Origin of the sequence: Rhodococcus sp. 05-2255-3B1, assembly GCF_002258545.1 — a bacterium.
GTDB lineage: Bacteria > Actinomycetota > Actinomycetes > Mycobacteriales > Mycobacteriaceae > Rhodococcoides.
This window is the reverse complement of the sequence record NZ_NOZC01000017.1, coordinates 17545-38832: the sequence shown is the minus strand read 5'-3', so window position 1 is coordinate 38832 and position 21288 is coordinate 17545. Positions and strand designations below refer to the sequence as shown.

General features: G+C 65.6%; 10 protein-coding genes. 4 read left to right on the top strand and 6 right to left on the bottom strand.

Going from position 1 to position 21288, the window contains the following annotated elements; all coding sequences use genetic code 11:
- Positions 1-23: 23 nt before the first annotated feature.
- The 6 genes from CH249_RS09610 to CH249_RS27855 all read right to left on the bottom strand — a co-directional run bounded on the left by CH249_RS09610 (position 24) and on the right by CH249_RS27855 (position 17765).
- Positions 24-1637, bottom strand: a complete 1614-nt coding sequence (locus tag CH249_RS09610; protein ID WP_094630805.1) for a cyclic peptide export ABC transporter — start codon at positions 1635-1637, stop codon at positions 24-26.
- Positions 1634-5968, bottom strand: a complete 4335-nt coding sequence (locus tag CH249_RS09605) for a condensation domain-containing protein (RefSeq protein ID WP_094681758.1) — start codon at positions 5966-5968, stop codon at positions 1634-1636. The genes CH249_RS09610 and CH249_RS09605 overlap by 4 nt, the downstream gene beginning before the upstream one ends.
- On the bottom strand, positions 5965-8058 hold the full coding sequence (locus CH249_RS09600) for a non-ribosomal peptide synthetase (RefSeq protein WP_094681757.1): 2094 nt from the start codon (positions 8056-8058) through the stop codon (positions 5965-5967). The genes CH249_RS09605 and CH249_RS09600 overlap by 4 nt, the downstream gene beginning before the upstream one ends.
- Complete coding sequence (locus tag CH249_RS09595) at positions 8055-8972, bottom strand: TauD/TfdA family dioxygenase (RefSeq protein WP_052049417.1); 918 nt, start codon at positions 8970-8972, stop codon at positions 8055-8057. The genes CH249_RS09600 and CH249_RS09595 overlap by 4 nt, the downstream gene beginning before the upstream one ends.
- The gene (locus CH249_RS09590) at positions 8969-17503 is read right to left on the bottom strand and encodes a non-ribosomal peptide synthetase (RefSeq protein ID WP_094681756.1); all 8535 of its coding nucleotides are present in this window, start codon (positions 17501-17503) and stop codon (positions 8969-8971) included. Before CH249_RS09590 ends, CH249_RS09595 begins: the two co-directional genes overlap by 4 nt.
- Before the next feature lie 97 nt (positions 17504-17600).
- On the bottom strand, positions 17601-17765 hold the full coding sequence (locus CH249_RS27855) for a hypothetical protein (RefSeq protein WP_155290797.1): 165 nt from the start codon (positions 17763-17765) through the stop codon (positions 17601-17603).
- 223 nt (positions 17766-17988) lie between these two features.
- Here CH249_RS27855 and CH249_RS09585 point away from each other — a divergent pair, with 223 nt between their 5' ends.
- The 4 genes from CH249_RS09585 (at position 17989) to CH249_RS09570 (ending at position 21242) form a co-directional block, all read left to right on the top strand.
- The gene (locus CH249_RS09585) at positions 17989-18930 is read left to right on the top strand and encodes a UbiA family prenyltransferase (RefSeq protein ID WP_179272870.1); all 942 of its coding nucleotides are present in this window, start codon (positions 17989-17991) and stop codon (positions 18928-18930) included.
- 240 nt (positions 18931-19170) lie between these two features.
- Complete coding sequence (locus tag CH249_RS09580) at positions 19171-20250, top strand: sensor histidine kinase (protein WP_094630816.1); 1080 nt, start codon at positions 19171-19173, stop codon at positions 20248-20250.
- Entirely contained in the window at positions 20247-20894 is a 648-nt protein-coding gene (locus CH249_RS09575; protein ID WP_032395107.1) for a response regulator transcription factor, read from the top strand. The genes CH249_RS09580 and CH249_RS09575 overlap by 4 nt, the downstream gene beginning before the upstream one ends.
- A gap of 51 nt (positions 20895-20945) precedes the next feature.
- Positions 20946-21242: an antibiotic biosynthesis monooxygenase gene (locus tag CH249_RS09570; RefSeq protein WP_094647130.1), complete on the top strand. Its 297-nt coding sequence runs from the start codon at positions 20946-20948 to the stop codon at positions 21240-21242.
- Positions 21243-21288: the final 46 nt, after the last annotated feature.

The window sequence follows — 21288 nt, the reverse complement described above, 5'->3', positions numbered from 1 at the left end:
GACTGGTCGAGTGATGGCTTGCGTCAGTTGTGTACGGGCTGATCGACGAACACCTGCGCGCCCCGCTCGAGTTTGACGAGGTGATCGCACAGGTCGAAGTAGCGATCGTCGTGGGTCACGACGATCACGATGCGGCCTTCGTCGCGGATGCGCGGAAGGATGTCGGTGTAGAAGCGGTGTCGGTTCTCCGGGTCCTGCTCTGCGGCCCACTCGTCGAGCACCACGACATCGCGCGGATCCGCCAGCGTTTCCACCAGAGCCAGCCGCTTGCGTTGTCCGCTCGAGAGTCCCTCGAAGATCAGACGTTCCCCGTCGAGTTCGACGACCGCGTCGAGCCCCAGCTCGTGCAGCCAGTAGCGGGCACGCGCAGCGACCTCGGGATCGGCCGACCGCAACCTACCGAAGACGTACGAGTCGGCGAAACACGCCGAGACGTTTTCCCGATAGGCGACGATCTCGTTCGGTGAGAGTGCGCTGCCGTCGACCTCGAGCGATCCCCCGTCCGGGGTGTACAACCCCGCCAGCACACGACCCAATGTGCTTTTGCCGCTGCCATTTCCGCCTACGAGGAAGGTGATCGTGCCGCGGGAGAAGCGCTGTGTCACCGGTCCGATCGCGAAGGCCTCTCCTGGTGAAGGAGCGTCGTACGCGAATGTCACACCCTCGACGCCGATCTCGTCGACAACGGCGGGCCGCCCGACGTCGACGACGACTTCGCTGTCCTCGCGCAGTGTCGCGACCTCGCCGATTCGGCGCAGTGCCACGACCGCACGCGACAGAACCGGTCCGATGTTGAGCACGGTGACGAGCGGGGTATTGAGGTAGAGAACCGCCAGTGCGACACCGACTCGATCCTGTGCCGGAATGCCGAGGGCGTCCCCACCGAAGGCGACCGCACCGACGCACGCCAGGAAGAGCATCTGCCCCCAGTACCCCGTGACGAGGCTGACGGTGGAACCCCTGACGACGCTGCGCGCGTAGTCGCCCGAGTGCCGACGCAGGTCCTGTTCCACCAGGGATGCCCGCAGCCGGGAGCTGAGCTTGACGTCCTTGAAGCCGTGCGTGATGGCCTGGTAGGTCTCGTGGAGTCCGTCCTGAGCCTGACGGGCTCGGTACATGTGCGCTCCGGCTCTGCCGTTCGCGAACGCGTACGCACCGCCGCCGACGACGATGACCAGCACCAACACTCCCAGCGCCACGGGCGAGAGTATGCCCACGTACCCCAGTGCACAGACGACGATCACCGAGTTGATGAGCAGCAACGGCAGAGACTGCACTGCCTGCCCCACGGCGGCGAGGTCGTCGGTGAGCACCGCCATCGCGCGAGAAGTACGCAGCGATTCGAATCCGCGCAGTGGCACCGACAGAAGGTCGTCGACGAGCCTCGTACGCAGTCGGTCGACGGACTTCTGTGTCACCCGCACCAGTGCGTTCGAGGCCAACGCACCGGACAGCAGTACCGCCACGGCCGCCGCCCCGAACGGTGCCAGCGCGTCGAGTCCGGTGTCGGAGGTCACCGCGCTGGTGATGGTCGCAACCATGGCGATGGTCGCAACACCGGTGACGATTCCTGCGACCACGGCCAGGGCCGAGATACCGCGACCGCCTCGAAGTAGAACTGCAAGCAGAGTTGTCATGACGGGGTGTCTCCTTCGGTGGCGTCGACCGCTGTCGCCGCGTCGGCCAGTGCTGCGCGGTACGCCTGGACGATCACTCGGTGCCGCGGCGGTGACACACGGGCTGTGTCGACGACGAGCATCAACGCGAGCCGATGCTCGGGTGGGTGTATCGAGAACGTCGCCATCAAGGCGAAGTCGGTGTCCTCCTGCGAGAAGTGGGAATCGTCGTCCTTCGAGCCGAAGGTGTGAGTCTTCTCGATGTCCGAAAGACGATGGAAGCGAACGAAATTGAATCCGTAGTCGAACAACGGTCCCCTGCCGACCGCCGTCGTGATGTCCACATTCGGCAGCCATCGATGCGGCATCAATGCAGCCTCCGTGCGAGCGCATTCCTCCGCCGTCGCGATCGGGTCGGACAGGGCACGCAACTGCAGCGGCAGCATGTTCAGAAACATCCCGCGGGCATCGACACCACCCTCGCGCTCCAGCCGACCGTTGGCAGTTGTACCGGTGACCAGTTCGCGATCGCCGAAGACCTCGGCCAGCGCATGAACGTGCACGGCCATCGCGAGGTGACGAACCGAAATACCCGCAGCCGCGGCACGTTCACGGAGAGCATCGGCGTCGATCTCGGTGCGTCGGACGTCTCTGCCACCGATGCTGCGAACATCGGCCACTCGGCGCGGCCGGACGCCGCGCAGGTGCTCGGCCCAGGCCTGCGATGTCGCTGCGGACGATTGCGCACGTCGTTCTGCTGCCACGAAATCGACGAACTTGACGGGTACGGGTGGGTAGAGGGTGTCGTACGCCTGATCTCGTCGGAGCAGAGCATTGTGCCGGTCGACGACCTCGGCCAGTGTCGAGGTCCAACTCCACCCGTCGAGTACGAGGTGGCTGTCGCTGATGATCAGCTGGTCCTCCCCCGGTGCGACGCGAACCAGTGTCAGACGAAACAGCGGTGCCCGGTCGAGGTCGAACGGGCGCACCCGTTCCGCGGAGACGATCTCGTCGATCACTGCATCGGCGTCCGAACCCAGGGGCACCGAGACCACCGACAGGGGTGTGGCCACGTGCCGATGCACCAGTTGCAGAGGCTCGGCTGCACTCCACTCGTCGACGGAGGTGCGCAACACCTCGTGTCTGCGCACGGTGTCGGCGAGTGCCACCCGGAACGCCAACGGATCGAGCCCACCACGAATGCGCAGGCTGACCGTGTTGTGGTACACCCCAACGACCGAATCGGAGCGGATGTGGAACAACATGCCCTCTTGCGCTGCCGACAACGGGTACGCATCGGCCACGTCGTAGGGCAGGCCATCACGAACGCCGGCGTCGATCAGCGAGAACGGCTGCAGCTCTTCGTCTTCGGGCTCGGCCCTGACCCCACGATCGGCCACGAGTGCGGCAAGTTCTCTCAGGCTCGATGCGCCGAGTACATCACCGATTCCGAGCTCTGTTCCACGCGAGCGGACATCGCTCACGAGGCGGACTGCGAGGATCGAATCGCCTCCGTTGGCCAGGAACGAGCGGTCTTCGTCGGGCTCCTCGAACCCCAGCGCATCGGCGAGTGCACGCTCGAACCACCCCGGGGCAGTATCCGGTTCATCATGCGGCCTCACCTCCGACGGGAGTGCCACAGCGGTCAGTGACTCCACTCGCCGATCGAGCTTGCCGTTGACCGTCACCGGGAACTCGTGCACGCGATGAATTCGGTCGGGTACCTCGTAGGCTGCCAGTCCGGTGGCAGCACCGGCGTACAGATCGACGCAGTCGTCGGCGGCGTCGACGAACGCGAGCAGACGATTCTCGTGTGCAACGACGCAGGCCCGCCGAACACCGGGGAGTTGCTCGAGTACGGCCTCGACCCCGGCCGTTTCGATACGGTGTCCGCGAACCTTCACCTGGGAGTCGATTCGACCGTCGACGTACAGTTCGCGTGGTGCGAGCCACCGCCCCTTGTCGCCGGTGAGGTAGAGCCTGGAACCGGGCAGAGCATCGGGAAACGGATCGGGAACGAAGCGCGACGCTGTCAACCGACCGCGCCCGAGATAGCCGAGAGCCAGACCTGCACCGCGAACGGTGATCTGGCCCTCGAAGCCTCTCGGCAGTGCCCGCCCGGCCGCGTCGATCACGACGACGTCGAGATGCTCGAGCGGTTCCCCCACCTGGACGGCGGGGGCCTCGAGATCGGTCCGGGTGACCACCCGCCGAGTGGTGTGCACCGTGGTCTCGGTGGCACCGAGCATGTTGACGACTTCGACACCCCCCGTTGGGTGTTGGACTGCATCGAGCCACTGCCGCACGTAGCCGGACGAGACCTGCTCCCCGCCGAGCACCACGCGTCGCAACGACGGGAGAACCGGCTGCGCCGCGATCAGCGACCCGAACGCCGAGTTCGTCAGCGATACAACGCTCACACTGTCCTCGTTCAGCCGTACGGCCAACTCGAAGGGGTCGCGGACAACGCCCTCCTCGTAGATCACGACGCGCGCCCCGCGAGAGAGCGCTGTCCATATCTCCCAGACACTGAAGTCGAAGGTGAACGCGTGCACGGCGGAGACGATGTCGCCCGGCTCGATGATCGAGGCGGTGGCATCGCGCAACGCCAGCAGGTTGGCGTGAGTGACCGGGACACCCTTGGGAGCGCCGGTGGTGCCCGAGGTGAAGATGATGTACGCGGGCAGGCCCGAAGCGACGGTCGGCAACTCGACCGCATCGACGTCGGAAACCACAGCTGCGCGGTCGATCGTGTGGAGACCGGGCGGAGCCTCGGCGACGTCCGAGAACACACCGGACTTGGCATTCGACTGTGCTGCAATGGAAGCGATGCGGACTGCTCCGTGCCGAGTGTCCACCGGAACATACGCCGCTCCGAGTGCCATGATCGCCGCAGCCCACACCACGAACTCGTGGTCTCGCTCGACCGACAACAGGACTGCGTCCCCGCTGACCACGCCGTGCTGCGTCAGAACTCCCGCACGCGCTCGAATTTCCCGAACCAGTTCCGCACGCGTGAGGGTGCGATCGGGTGCCACCAGTGCGACTCGCGAATCGTCGGCCGCAGACAGCAGCGGCGTGAGGATCGAGGCATCGAGCCTCGATCGAGACGCCGTGGTGCCGGTGAGTCCGACCGAGAGTTCCGCGACCGATACCGACGGATCCGCAGCGAGAACGGTGAGCAGAACGTCTCGGATGCCGTCGTGGGTCACTGTCGACCACCCCGGCAGCGCCGACTCGATCTGCACCTCCGGCGAATCGGTCGCCGAGATACTCACCGTCAGTGCGGCTTTCATCTCCCCTGTGTGTACTGCGACCGGCCGGGCTGTCGCGCCGCCCAGTGCGAAACAGGATCGGTCGGCGCTCTGGACGTTGACGAACACCTCGGTAGGCAGAAAGAAATCGGGGTCATCGCGGCGTAGGTCGGCGACCACGCCGGCCAGATCCACGTCGGCATGCGCGCTCGCAGCCTCCACCGAAGCTTCGATGCGGCCACGAACCTCGCAGAGAGTGTCGCTCTCGCACACCTCCACGACCAGCGGCACGGTGCTCACGAGTGGGCCGACCACGTCGAATTCCTCGACCTCCCGACGGTTGGCCAGTGGTATCGACATGCACACGACCTCCGAGCCGAGAAGCCTGGACAGCGTGACGGCCGCTGCGGTGAACCAGCTCGTGGCATCCTGGCGACCGGCCCTCACCGAGGCACGGCTGACGACGGCTGCGCCGGGCTCGGACGGTCGCCAGGCGCGGCGATACGGCACCGTGGCCAGGTGGTCTGTCCACCACGACCTCGACGAAAGCCGTACCCGAGCGACATCGCGATAGCGGGGACGAGGCCGAATCGAGGAGGCACCCGGTTCCGCGAGCTCGCGAGAGATGTCGGTGATCAGGAGCGACACCGAATGGCCGTCGATCACGGCATGGTGGAACACCATGGCGATGCGGTCCGAGCGTCCCTCTCTGCGAAACAGGGCGACTCGCACCAACGGTCCGCTCGCCCACCCACGTGCAAGCAGTTCCTCGGTCGCGGCGTCCATGTCGTCCACGACAGCGATCTCGGGAACGATCGGACCGACGGGTTCGAGCGCGAAGCTCGAGCCGTCGGCGTCGACGATGCGCGTGGCGAACACCTCGTGTGATGCCAGGACCTCGACGATCGCCGCGAGCACCCGTGCGCTGTCTTCGCCGTCCAGATCGAACACACACGGCACCGAATATGCGGTCGAGGGTGCAGCGCAGTGCGCTCTCCAGAGCCGTTCTTGATACGGGCTCGGTGCCCGCAGATCCACGGCACCCTCGGCCTCGATTCCCGTGTCCGCGGCAGCGAGAAGAACGTCGATGTCGCTCACCGTTTCGCCCCGTCCAACGATGCAGCCATTCGATCGAGGTGGGCGACGTCGACGCGCTCGAGGAGTAGATCCTCGTGTTCACCCAGGGTGTCTCGTTGCTTGAAATCGTGAAGCGACACATCCACTTTGAGAATGCGCCGGTACAGCGCGACGATCTTGAGCTGCTTCATCGAATCGCCGCCGAGCGCAACGATGGACGACGACCGAGTCGGCTCGGATCCGAGCACGGACGTCCAGATCGTCTCGAGCACGCGGTGCGGTGGTGCAGGCGATGCGGCCGTGGCCGTGTCGAGGCCTTCCGAGGCAGCCTGTCGGTCCACGTGCCGGGCGAGGGTCGAGACGTCGACCTTGCCCACCTCGGTACGGGGAATCTCGGCCACCCAGCGCACCCGGCTGGTGCGCAGTTCGCGTCGCCAGCTGGTTTCGACTCGTTCTCGCACCGATCCGAGCACGTCGTCCCGTTGTTGCAGTGGGCATTCGACGACGACCTCGATGCCACCGTGCACCACGACCACGGCGGCGCTCGTGACCCCTGGGACGACGGCGATGTCGTTGCGCAGAGCCTCGAGGTCGGTGCGGACTCCGTTGATCTTCACTTCGGCATCGGTACGGCCGAGATAGACCAGCCCGTCGGACGTGGCTCGCACGCGGTCGCCGGTCGCGTACATCCTGGTGCCCGATCCGGTTCCGCAGTCCACTGCCATCGGCAGGAACGAGGCCGCGGTGCGACGCGTGTCGCCGTGGTAACCCCGCGAAACGCTGTCGCCCGAGATGTGCAGGGTCCCGACGGCACCGACGGGAACAACGGTGAGCCGGTCATCGAGTACGACTGCGACCGAACCACGGATCGCGCTGCCGATGGGGGTGCGATCGCGGCGGCCGGTGACCTCTCGCAACCATGTTGCGTTGGAGGTGCATTCGGATGGTCCGTACAGGTTGACCACCCGTACACCGGGCCACAGGGACCGAGTGCGCTCGACCAGAATCGGATCGAGGGCCTCACCACCGAGCAGCAGAGTTCCCCGCGTCGTGATCGGACGGTGCGTCGCTACGTCCAGGAACTGATTCCACACGGCCGGCACCGTATTGATCGACACGTTGTCGATCGCAGTGGCCCGGTCGATCTCTCGTAGTACGTCGCCCGACTCGGGTAGCACCACCGTTCCCCCTGCGGTGAGCTGCCCCCAGATCTGCTTGACGATGGCGTCGAATTCGGGGGCGCTGAGGACCGGCATGGTCACTGTCGGGCCGCAGAGTTTCTCGGCCTCGAGAAATGCACAGTAAGCAGACAATTGGGCCCGTTCGACGACGATCGCCTTGGGCTCACCGGATGTTCCCGACGTGAATTGCACGTACGCGGCGGCAGAGGCCGACGCTCGATCGAACCCTCCTGAGGCCGATTCCCGGCTCGAGGCGATGGTCGATGCGGTGCGGGCGTAATCGGATTCGTCGTCCGAGGACACCATCAGATAGGCGCGCCCCGAGATCAGGGCTCCGAGCAGTGTCACCACCGAGCCGATCGACCGATCGAATCGCACCGCAACGACGTTTCCGGCTCGGGACGCATCGAGTTCGTCGGCCGCCACCTCGGCGGCACGGACCAGGTCCGCGTAGTCGAGCGTCGCGGCTGGGGAACGAATTGCAGTGCGGTCGGGTGTGAGTCGGGCGTGTGTGCGGATGCGCTCGACGACATCGACGTTCTCGAACCTTCTCGCCTCGGGCGCCGGCGCGTCACCGGCGATCCCCGCATCGAGTCGGCGAGCCGTTTCGGTCGCTATGGAGGACGCGACCAACGAATCGAGTGTCCACCCGGCCACCTGCCCCGAGACCTCGACCCGTTCGGGTGTCGCCCTGACGATGACGTCACCGGCGTCCACGACCCAACCGGCACCGGTGCGTATCGTGCGCAGCGAACCGATAGTGCCTTCCCCCAACAGAAACGGCGTCAACGCCGCACGGACGGCGGACTCGACGGTATCGACGGAGGCATCGGCCACATGTGCCGGCACTCCGTTCGTCCCGTGGCTCGCGCTGTCGTCGTCCACGACCCAGGCTCCGGCCAGACGCGCGAACAGGGTATCGGCGGTCATGCCCAACTCCCCTCTCCGGTCATGCACACCCGCACCTCGCGAGAGCCGGTGTACGGCTGCCGTCCGTGTGCAAAGCGGCGATTGTCGACGATGGTCAGATCCCCCGCCTCCCAGGGCACGGCGGTCGATGTCGCGTCCACCGCATCGCGCACCGCGCCGATGTCGGATTCGGGGAACGGCGAGCCGTCACCGAGCAGGGTGTTCTTGGGGATTCCGTCCTCTCCCACGACGTCGAGCAGGTCCTCGCGCACCCCGGACGGCAGCGTGCGTACGTTGAACGCGACCATCTGGTTGAACCACGACTCGATGCCGCCCTCGCAGTCTCGGTACGCAGGCAAGGTCCACGACGACGTGACGACGTCACCGTCGATCCGAACGTCCTCTCCACGTCGGGCAGCACAGTCGACGAGCTCCGCCTCGTCGTTCACGCCGTACGCACTGCGCCAGTCGGTACCGAGCAGGGGGTGGAAGGCGCGCCGGTACCTGATGCCGAACAGACGGAGCCGCTCGGCAAGCGCGACCGGAATGCGCTCGGCGATCTCGACCGTCGATGCAAGTGGCGTGGCCCCGCCGGAACGTGGTGGTTTCGCACAGCAGAATGCAAGGTAGAGCGGCCAGGTACGCGAATACGCCATCTCCGAGTGCAGATCTATCGCGTACTCGGACGGAAAATCCGTGGACGAATACACGTTTCGATCGATTCGGGTGCGCGGCGTTGCGCCGCCGTGATATTCGAGTGGCGCAGCGCCCGTCACGGTTTCGGTGATCGTGTCGAACTCGCGGACTGCCCCGCCCAGACCGCGCAGACGCAACACGCCCTCGGTCGCGAGAATCTCGCGAAGTTCTATCAGATGAGCATCGATCCATGCGGTCGCGTCGGCCCCGACGTCGATCGCCTGTCTGGTGGTGGTCAACGTGTACTCCTCGGTGCAGAGTCGGCTGTGGTGCTGATGGGCAGATCGGGAACCCGTCGGTCAATGTGATCGGCAGGCTCGGCGAGGTCGGCCAGGATCTCGAGGAGATCACTCAGGATGCGGTGTCCGTCCGGCTCCGTCACCTGCTCCAGATCGCAGTTGAGGGTCACCTCGATGCCGGACGCGCCGCCGAGGTCGATCACCGACGCGGTCAGCGCAAGACCCGTGCGTTCACGGGTCGACATCACTTCGACGGGGCGACCGAGAAACTCGTCGGCTGCGCCGGTTCCTCGTGCGTCGTCGACGATCACCGCGGTCTCGTACATCGCACCGACGCCCGCCGTGACGACACGGTCCGGATCGTGTTCGTGGACATCGGATTCGGGCTCTGCTCGCAATGCACGATGCATCGACTTCAGCAAAACGTCGATATCGGCGGGCAGTCGCACGTCGAGCGTGCGGGTCTCGATGTACATGCCGGGCGAATCGTCATGGCCCGCCGGACGGTGTTGTCCGACGCTGCCGAACCGCACGTGCCGACCGGACCGTCCGAGCAACAGCGCCCAGCCGGCGTGGACGAGAGATGCCACGGTGACACCGCGTCGGGCGGCGGCCCGCCGTACCTGCCGCGCAGCCGCCGGTTCGACCGAGCGGGTCAGGTCGATGTTCCCGTGGCCCGCCGCGGGTGCGTCCGGATCGAGCGGCGGAAGCAGCGTGGCCGGAGATCGGTCGAGAGAGGCAGGCCGTTGCCGATTCGCCGACACGACCATGTGCAGGAGCATCCGATGATCGGCTTCCGTCGGCACGGGACGGCCGAAGTAGTGATCGTCGATGTGCTGCAGCAGCATTCGGACGGTCCAGCCGTCAGCGACGAGATGGTGGAAGGTCAGGGCCAACGCACCGTTCGAGACGGTGGCCCGAAACAGCGCTGAACCTCGTGCAAGAGAATCGACGTCGATCCCGGCATCGAGAGTGTCCGACACCACGACCGATTCCGCGTGTGCCCGAACCACCAGAATCGGATCGGCAAGCCCCTCCCATACGATATCGCCGCGAAGCAGGGGCATCACCGTGACCGCGGATCGGACGGCTGCGCACAGTCGGCCGACCTCGACGCCGTCCGGCAGTCTCAGGACGATCTGCTCGATGTATGCAGCGCCGGGATCGGAACCGCTGCGCAGGTACATCGCTTCCTGAACTTCGGTGAGCGGTGCGACGGCCTCGACAGGCCCGGAAGCGAGTACGTCGTCGATCGTGTTGCCGCGCAGATCGATCGCACACAGTCCCGCCTCCACCGCGATCGACCGGGCCGAAGACGCGGCCGTGATCGCCGCGACCATCGCATCGGCGACCAGATCCGCCGACTCACCGTCCACGTGTTCGACTGCTACGACGAATTCCCCGCCTCTGAACCAGGCGTCGATCTGGACAGCGACCGGTCGTGTGGCATGAGCGGCACGCAGATGCCCCTGGCCGTACGCACGTGCCGAGCCCGTGCGATCGGCGTCGAGCCGCCCGACGTAGTTCACGCCGACGTGTGGACGCAATCCCGGACACGGGTCCGACCCGAGGATGTACCTCAGGACCGTGGGTAGCTGACCGGTTGCACCGAGAAACGTTCGCCTCGAACGTATCTCGGCGATCTGCTCACCTGGTGTCGCGGGGTGTACCGGAACCGCGGACAGTCCGGTGAACCACCCGACGGTTCGGGTCAGATCGATACCGTCCGCGTCGAGCTCACGTCCGTGCGTCTCGACCTCGATGACGACCGGCGATGCGTCTGCTGTCTCGGCATACGCTGTGACCGCCGCCGACTGCAGGATCTCCTCGACACTTGCACCGATGGCGGCCGTCGCCGCGTCGATCATCGCGGCGGGAACACTTCGCTGTACCGAGACCGCGGTGCCCTCGGTGCCCGGCTCGATACGTCCGGAATCTGCGCCCGTGAGGTCGAGCCCTCGATAGGCGGCGCGGCATCGCTCGGACGAACCGGGGGCGCTCGCGTCGGAGGCCAGCCACTGCACCCACTCGTGAACACTGGTGTGCTCGGACGGAAGACGAACGCCGTCGTCACCGTGAGAGACGGCCTCGATCAGGTCTCCTGCGACGATGTGCAGCGACACGACGTCCATGACGAGGTGATGGGCCAGCACGATGATCGTGGCCGCACCCGAGTCCATCGCTCGGACGACGCCGAAACCGATCGGTGTGCCGTTGTCGATGCCGACTCGACGGGTCAGCATGTTGAACACCCGCTTGCACGCGTTCGCCACTTCGTGGTCGACCGTGTCGAAGAAGAACAGGACAGGGCATGCCTCGGCGAGAACGAACTCCCGAACCGAGTCCGTTTCTTCGAGGCGCACCCGAAGCATGGGGTGTACGCGAAGCACCTCGGCTACCGCTGCGTCCACGCGGGCGCTGTCCGGCAGGAAATCCAGATCCAGGCGAATTGCCATGTTCCACTGCGCGATCGGCTCGGGCGATACACGATCTCCGAACCAGTGCACGGCCGGCGGTAGGAGCCGGCTTCGATGGGGCTGGGTACCGTCGGCCATGGCAGACGGGTCGACGGATGCGGTCGCCACCAGGGCATCGACGGTTCCGTCGGCGAGAGCCACCCGTACGTCGAGGACGACTCCGCTGCGCCGTACTATCGCCGACAGTTCCAGCGCACGCAGCGAATCGCCTCCGGCGGAGACGAATCCGATATTTCGATCGGTGACGCCGAGAACCTCCCGCACCGCCGAGGTGACGATGCCGTCGATGTCGGTGGCGTCGCCGGGGTCACCCACGGCCGGAGTACCGGCGAGAATCCGGGTCCGTAACGCGAGATCGTCGACTTTCCCGTTTCGGGTCAACGGCAGCTCGGAGACCACGTGCACACGCGCCGGAACCAGATGGGGAGGCAGGATCGCTCCCATTGCGGCGCGAACGGATCGAGCGTCCTTGTCTCGAACCACGACGACGCATTCGATGCGTACCGCCACACCGTCGCTGGGTGCTACGAGCAGTGCGCGGGCCGAAACAACGCCGTCCACTGCAACCGCCGCGGTCTCGATCTCGGCCGGATCGACGCGATACCCACGAACCTTGGCCTGACGGTCGACCCGGCCGACGAACGTCATCGAACCGTCGGCAGCCCTGAATCCCAGATCCGCAGTGCGATACATCCGCTCACCAGCCGATGCAACGGTGGCCACGTTCGGCCGGAACGCATCGGCCGTACTTCTGGGGTCTCCCGAATAGCCTGCTGCCAGAATGCCGGTCAGCCAGATCTCGCCGATCACGCCGTCGGCGACCGGCAGCAGGTCGGGGCCGAGGATCGCCGCACCACGACCCGGTGAAGACGTGCCTATCGGGAGTGGATCGAGTGCCCGACGCTCGACGCGGTGGGCGAGGGCCGTCACCACCGCCTCGGTCGGGCCGTACGCATTCCAGAGCGTCACTCCGTCCGGTACGCGAGTCGCCCACGCCGGCAACGCTTCTCCACCGACAATGACGGTGCGCACAGTCGGGGGCAGCGCAACGGAGCTGAATTGGGTCCAATAGCCTGTGGGCGGGTTGAACACGGTGACGGCGAACTCGTTCAGGAACTGCGCGAGTTCGGTGGGCGCAACGATGTTCTTCGGCCTGCCCACTGCGGTGGCACCGACATACAGTGCGCCCAAGAGCTGTTCGAGCGACGCGTCGAACGCCACCGACCCGAACACCAACACGACGTCGGTCGGCCGATAGTCGAAACGCGCGCACGTACCGGAAAGGTGGCGAGCAAGCGCGCCGTGCTCCACGGCGATCACCTTGGGCTCACCGGTGGTGCCGGACGTGAAGATCAGGTACGCGAGATGGTCGGCTGGGTTCGCCTCGGACCTCGGCAACGCGACGGTCGATCGCACGGCCTGCTCGCCCGGTACCAACGACCAATGCGCTCCGGATCGCGCGAGCATCGCCTCGACTCGCTGGGCCGGAAGATCGTCGTCGACGACCATCCAGGTGGCACCCACGGTTGCGATCGCAAGAAGCGTACTGGCCAGCGAAACCGACGCCGACGCACGGACGGCCACCACGTGCCCTGGCGCGACACCGACCGCGCGCAATCGAGCCGCGCCGTCTCGACGACGCTCGTCCAGCTCGGCGTAGGTCGAGCGGACGGAACCGTCGACCAGGGCGATCCGAGCGGGATGGTTTCGCGCGTTCTGCGCGACCCTCTCGACCACCGAAACCGACTGTTCGACAGCGTGATCGACCTCCCGATTCGCGAGGGCGGCAAGAATCGTCGTCACCGGAGTTTCACCCGTGGCGGAGGCCAGCCCCGACAGCACTGCTCGAATTCGTCGAGCCACGGCACCTGCGGCTGTCGGCGAGACCGTAGTGGTGTCGACGTGCAGATGGAGCGCGCTCGTCGGCCATGTCCGGTACTGCAGAACCAGTGCGAACTCGGTCTGTTCCACGAGCTCCACCGATGCCGTTTCGATCCCCGGTCCGAAGGAGAGAACCGACGGATCGAGGGGGTAGTTCTCGACGACGACGAGGGTCTCCGGTGCCCACCCGGTGGCAACAGGTCCGTCCATCGCGGCGGCCACCTGATCGGCGACACGAGCACCGAGGTCGGCTAGTTCCGTGACGTCGGTCCACGTCGAGGTGATCGGGTCGATCCGCACGAACATGCCCACCGCGCGATCCATCCCCGGTGTACCGATGTGACGGCCGCTGCCGACCGCGCCGTGCTCGACCGTCCGGACTCCGAAGACGCTACCGAGCACCAGTGCCCACACCGTGTTGACCAGTGCGGCCTCCGTGATGCCGAGCCTGTCGGCCACGACATCGAGATCGACTGGTGGAGTGATCGTGTGGGTCCGGGTCGCACCGAGTTCCACCTCTGTCGGCGAGGACAATCTCTCCACCAGAGGGCGTGCATTCGACCGATGTTCCGCGACGGACTCGTCCGCCGACGACTCGAATCCGGCTTGTCTGTCACCTACGTCGCCCGAGCGGTACGCGGCCGCGAGGCCCGCGACGATCACCGGCAGGGACCAGCCGTCGGCGATTGCGTGGTGATGGGTCCACAGAACCCGCACACCGTCGGCGCTCGGCACGATCAGCACCCGCGAGAGCGGATCGACCGGCAGAGTGAACCCACGCGCACGATCTTCGGCCAGCATGTCGGTCCAATTCACGACCTCGGGACGGATGTCGATCGGAACGGTGCCTGCTCGTCCGGTGTCGAGGGTGAGGTACGGGGCCGCGGTGGCGTGCGCTCCGAGGACAGGAAAGGCTTCGAACACTTTTCGCCACGCCGCAGTTAGACGCGCAACGTCGACATCACCCGACAGTTCGAGCACCAACTGTTCGACGTAGACCCCCGGTGACGACGCCTGCGCGGTCTGCAGCAGCATGGCTCGTTGAGCACGGCTGGTGGCGAGCGTATCCGTCCGAGCGCCGATGGGCCGCACGGAGGGAACGACCTCCCCTCCGGTGACGAGGGAGAGTTCGCGTAGCGGTACCGGTGCCAGAAGTCGGCGAGGTGAGAGCTGAACGTCCCGTCTGTGCAGGAAGCCCACGACCCGCATGGCGGCGATCGAGTCACCGCCGTGCTCGACGAAGGTACGGCTCCCGTCGACAGCACACGACAACGCATGCCGAACCGCGTCCAGGAGAAGGCCGTCGATGTCGGTCGAGGGTGCACCGGCCGCATTGTGCTCGGTCGTCGGGACAGCGACCTCGGACAACAATGCCGCAACCGCACGCCTGTCCACCTTGCCGTTCACACTGCGTGGGATGGACTCGACGACCTGCACAGCGCGCGGTGCGAGATGCGCGGGAACCTCCTGGCGAATACGGGTGAGCATCGATTCGACGTCCACGCTCGCGAACACGGCATCGTCGACGGCGATGACGAGGTCACGGCGCCCACCGGGCCCCGTCGCGACACCCGCGACACACTGATGCCCGGTGATCCGGCGGACCACCGCTTCGACCTCGCGGGGCTCGATACGGAATCCGGAGATCTTGAACTGCTCGTCGACTCGGCCGTCGAACACCAACCGACCGTCGGATGCGATTCGCACTCGATCCCCGGTTGCGTACACCCGCCGTCCGTCGGTCCCCCACGGATCGGGCCTGAACTTGTCGGCCGTGGCCCGCGGGTCGCCGTCGTATCCACATGCCAGCGTGCCGGTCAGGTGAAGTTCGCCGGGCGTTCCTGCCGGGACCGGGCGACCGGATTCGTCGACCACGCGAGTACCGATACCGGGTACTGCTCGCCCGATCGTGACCGGCTCGTTCGCTGCGACGTCATCGGAGGTCGACCAGATCGCACTTTCGGACGGGCCGTACTCGTTGGTCAGCGTGACATCGGGAAGCCTCGCATGATGTCGATCGACCAGAGCCTCGGTGCACTCCTCTCCCGCGACGATCACCTGTCGCAGAGAGAGCAAGCTGGCGGACTCGTCGAGCAGTGCCTCGTACAACGACGGGATGGCAAGTACGTGGGTGACACCACGATGGGCCACCACGTCGGCCAGTTCTGCGGTCGAGCGCGGCTCGCCGGTATCGACGAGCAACAGCTCACCGCCCCGCACCAACGTCCAGAACAGACCGGCGTATGCACTGTCGAACGACAGTGACGACAGGTGCAGAAAGCGCTGCGGCTCTTCGCCGTATACGACATCGCGTGCAGCCGTGGAATACGCCAGAGCTGTGCGATCCACGAGCACCCGCTTCGGCCGTCCGGTCGATCCCGAGGTGTGAACGGCGTAAGCAGCACGCACCGGAGGCGTGCGGTCGGGTATGGGAAGCCCGCCGGCCGCGGGACTCCCATCAGCACCACCGTATTCGATGACGGACCCTGCGAACGTCTTCGGAATCGCACCCCTCGTACCGGTCGCGACGACGGCCACGTCGATGCCGGCGAGCATGATGGCGCGACGCTGCTCGGGATACATCGGGTCCACGACAACGAACGCGTTGCCGGACAACATCACCCCGAGTATCGCCGCCACGGCGTCGGGCTCTTTCGGCATCGACACGGCCACGAGCTCGCCCCGTCGACCGCTCAGCGAACGTGCCACCCGACTCGCCGAACGCCACAGTTCGGCGTAGGTCAACCTGGCCGAACCGGTCGACACGGCGAAACGGTCGGGGTGCGAACGCGCGATGTCGCCGATTCGTGCGATCACATCGGCCGGTCGGTCGGTAGGCCCGCGATCGGCCGGATGCACCCAGCCCGAACCGGACCGACCCGGTTCGACGAAAGCGAAGGACGCCGGTCCTGATATGCGCTGGAGATCGTCTCGAATGTGCTCGGCGATCAGGACCGCAGCACGGTGATACCGCGGTCCGAAATGTACTGCGCAGACGTATCTTCCGCGCACGAGCCCGACCTGGAATCTCAAGTCGAATTGGCCGGTCTGCGAGGGCACCGGATACGGGTTCGCCCGGTAACCCGACAGGTCGAAGTCCCATCGATCACCGAGAACGAAGGCAGTACCGAACGCCAGATGCGACGGTTCGTAGAGAAAGGTGGTGCGAGTCAAGCACGAGGGTTCGTCTGCGTACTGTGCGTATTCCGAGAGCGGAAGGCGTCCGTGTCGCCTGGCACCTGCAATGGCCTCGCCCGCTGCGCGAAGGTCGTCGTCGAACGAGAGCCCGACACGCGAACGTGCCACTGCGAGTTGGGTGAAACTACCCAGCGTCGTCAGATGTCGTTCGTCGCGCCGCAGCACCGGCATCCCGACTGCTATGTCGGCGACGGTGGAGGTCGAGACAGCGGCGAGAGCGCGCTGGAAGGCCGCGAGGAACAATGCGGCCGGCGACACAGCGGCCGACTTCGCTTGTGCACGAAGAGCTTCGGCGACGTCGGGCTCGGCCTCGAACCGCACGAAGGGTTCGAGAGGGTCGGGGGCAGGATCGGTCGAGGTCGGCAGACCGGCCAATGGATCGTTCGAGTAGCCCTCGACTGTGGCACACCAGTACGCGCGATCGGCCTCCGCCTCGGACGAACGGAGGTAGGCCTGCTCGGCGTCGACGAACTGCTCGAAGTTCGCTCCAGGGTCGATTTTCGCACCCGACTCACCGAATTCGAGCGCTCGCAGGTTCGCGAAGAACTCGTTGAGAATCAACGGTGCGCTCGCAACGTCGATCAAGATGTGATGAACCACCAGCGACACCACCGCACGGCGCCCGTCACAGCGGACTGCTGCGCGGACGAGGGGCCCAGCGAACAGATCGAACGGTTGCATCACACGAAACGCGAGATCCTCTCGCACGCTCCGGTCACGCACATCGGGCACCTGAGCAACGTCGACCGACATCGATCTGTCGGTTGCCTGGAACCGGAAACCACTGTCGTGAGGGATAATTCGGCTCATCAGAACCGGGTGGCGCCGCAGCGCGTCCTCCCACGCCGATCGATGGTCGGACGCCGATGCCCCACTCGCAACGATCACGGACGCCACGACGTTGTTGCCGACATCGGTGGGTTCGGCGATCTGGTCGAACAGCATCGCCGACTGAGCGGCGGTCAATCGATTCATCTCGCAGATCTCCCATGGGCCGGCGTCGCGATCCCCGAATGCGCGACGCGCATCGGCTCCGACGGTGCAGTGCGGGCTACAGCTCGAATCCGGGGTTCTACTCCGCCGGGTCGTTCTCTGTCGGCAAGGTTCGGTGATCGGCCGAGCGGGGTGCCGTCTGGCGTCCGCGTACCAGGACCACCAGTGCAACCACGACCACCACGATGATGATCGCGATGAAAGCCATCCATCCCAAAGCCAACCAGACGTAGTCCGTGTTCACGTGCATTCCACCTTCGTAGGCCGATGAGAGTCGGCGACTGTCGTTCTCGTACGCCGGGTTCCGATTCCGTCGAATGCGGTGTTACGACTCGAAAGTTAAGTGGCAGAACACCGAAAGCCAATGGGGTCGCCGCGAAGGTGCACCTCCCACTACGACCAAGGTCGTAGTGGACTACGACCCTCGGGCAATGGACGTGAGCCACCCGGCCGTAGACGATCGACGCATGGCCACCGCTAGTGGAACAGTCGGTCCCCGCACTGCATCACCGCGTCATCTCGTCGCCGTCGGTGCGCCCGATCGGTCACTGCGGTCATCGATTCGATCTGCCTGGTCCGAAGCTCGACCCGCAGTGCAGATCATCTTTCAGCTTCGGCTGATCGCGGTGGTCGCCGTGGCGTCGCTCGACGCCGGAGCTGCTCCCCGGTGGACGGCCGCCGCACTGTGCTGTGCGGGATGGCTGTGCCTCACGTGGTCGATCTACCTGCTCAACGGTCTCGCCGACCGCATCGAGGACCGGGTGAACGGATCAATGCGACCGATTGCGCAGGGCACACTCGATGCGGGAGTGGCTCGCCGGTTCGTAACTGTTCTGGCGTGCGTGGGTATGGTTCTGTGCTTGTCGGCCGGCCGGCCGGTTCTGATGTCGGCGCTCGTCATGCTCGCCCTGGGCTTTCTGTATTCCGTCGGGCCCGCGCCGTTGAAGAACAGAGTGTGGGGGGTCCAGGTCGCGGTGTTCGGAGGCGGGCTCACAACTTACGCTGCCGGAGTGTGTGCGGCCGGCACCGAGGTCACGCCTGCCGTGATCGTATTCGCGATCGCGATGTCGGCGTGGATGGGTGTTGGCGGTCTGGCCAAGGACGTCTCCGACGTCGACGGCGACAGGGCCGCCGGACGGTCGACGCTGGCGATGTGGAGCGAACGTGGCACCTGCCTGGTCATCGCGTCGGCGGCCGGAGCCATCTGCGTCGGATTCGCCGTCTCGGCGTGGGCACTCGAGGAACGACTCATCGTCCCGGCACTGGTATTGGCCTGCGGGGCAGCGGCGATTGCGGCGTTCGCTGCGGTGGGGGGATCATCACGTCGAAGGCACGCGCGCACCCCGTACACCGCCTTCATGTACTCGCAATACGGTGCGCACACGGGCGCTCTGTGCATGCTGCTGTGAGAGACGCCCGAACAACACGATTCGATTGCCGACCCGACCACGCATCGAATCACCGGTGACCCACAGGTGAACTGCTTCGAACGAAGTCTCGAACGGAAGGGCCTCGACGTGCGTGTTCATGTGCACTCGGTACCAGTTGTGCTGTTTGTCCCGCTAATATGACGCGATCGGGATCGGCGTAGCGAATCAGGCTTTCCAGGGGTCTGATCCGTCCGGTTCTCCAGGGCGGGGGCGAACGAAGTGAGTGTCGAACCGAATCGACTCGTCGAGCGGGCGGTCACGGCGTACACAGCCCTCCTCGACGGTTCGGGGAGCCCGGTGCTGACCGATCGATCGTTGCAAGTGCAGCTGACGCGTCAGGCGGAAGCCGTGGTGCGCGTCATCGCTACAGCGTTCACCGCTGTCGGCACGCCGACATCGACGCCGCCCTCGCCCGATCCGAGCGAAGCCATCGGTGAGCAGCGCGCCCGATCAGGCATTCACCCGACCCAATCGCTGGCAGCGGCCACATTGATGTTCGAGGCCCTGTTTCCCGTACTCGTCGAGGCGGTCGACCCACCGACCTCGACCGATACCGTCGTCGCGCTGGGAACCGCTCTGCAACGGGAGATCCAGGAACGCCTGGCTGTCGGATCGATCCCGTACGTCAACTATCTGCTGACAAAGCTCCTGTCCTCGCAGCAGGACGAGCGCAGCCGGATCGCCCGCGACCTACACGACCGTATTGCGCACGGAATGGGTGCCGCCCTCCAACAACTCGACCTCTACGACCACTACCGCACGCGGGATCCGGTCCGAGCCGAAGCCCACCTTTCCACTGCACGAGAGTCGATCAAGTCGAGCTTCGACAGCACTCGGCAGGTATCGGCGGATCTGTGGGTCCGGTTGGGCGGCGAATCGCTGAGCCAGTCGTTGGCGTCCTACTTGGAATCGACCGTTCCAGAAGGAACGGTCTCCGAGGTGACGGTCGCCGGGGAGGAACCGGGTCTGGCGGACGAGGTTGCTCAGGAGCTCTACCTGCTACTCCGAGAGGCGATCCGTAACGCCATCATCCATGGGAAGCCAGACGCAATCACCGTCGAACTCGCCACCCAGCGAGACAGACTGCGCGCCGTCGTCCGCGACAACGGATGCGGCTTCGACGTCGGAGCGGTCACCGCGATCAAGATCGTGGGCGGACTGGCGTCGATCCGCGAACGCGCCGAGTTGCTCGGGGGGCGCGCTGTCATCACGGCCGATCCAGGATGCGGGACCACGGTCGAGGTTCAGCTGCCGTTGCTCGACCGCACCGCCGAATCGCTCGGGAGGACTCGGTGGTGACCGGGCACGCCATCCGTGTGATCCTCGCCGACGACCACACACTCTTTCGAGACGGTCTCGCAGCGTTGATCGAGACCGACCCCGCATTCAAGGTGGTCGCGCAGTGCCCGGACGGAACGACCGCCATCGAGGTCATCACCCGAGACGTTCCGGACATCGCCGTGGTCGACATCGAAATGCCGGGCCCAGGAGCACACGCGGTCGTCACGGCAATTCGCGCCGCAGCACCGACCGTCTCGATCGTCGTCCTGTCGATGCACCAGGATGCCGAACTGTTGCGCAGCCTCCTCGATGCCGGGGCATCGGCATTTCTGTCCAAGACCGTCGCGCGAGATCAGCTGATCGCCGGGCTCCACTCGGTCCAGCGCAGTCCGGACAACGTATTGCTGTCCACGTCTCGCGATTCGATCAGCTCCGCGCTCGACTCCGAGACGCCCGGACCGCCGAACCTGTTGTCGCCCAGAGAACTCGAAGTTCTCCACCTACTGGTCGAAGCACGTTCCAACTATCAGATCGGCCGAGAACTCGGAATCACGGAATCCACCGTCAAACGCCACCTGACCAACATCTATGCAAAGCTCGGTGCTGTCTCACGCGTGGACTGCGTCCGTAAGGCCTCGGCGTTCGGAATTCCGGGTGTCTAGAGCTCCAGACCCACCGAACCGGTTCCCGAGTCCGCCTCGCATACTGTCTCGATGATCATCGAACACGCCCTGCTGCACGTCATTCCCCACCGAACCGACGATTTCGAGGCCGCCTTCGCCGACGCGAAATCGATCATTTCCTCGATGCCGGGGTTCGTGAATCTGACACTGTCGCGGGGCATCGAGCAGCCCGATGTCTATCTTCTGCTGGTGGAATGGGAACGCCTCGAAGACCACACCGAGGGCTTCAGGAAGTCAGACCGGTACCAGGACTGGAAGACGCTGCTGCATCACTTCTACGAGCCGTTCCCCGTCGTCTCGCATTTCGACCCGATAGAGAACGCATAGGAGATAGGTTCGAGTCTCGTTCCCATCGCCGTTTCGAGGAGATAGT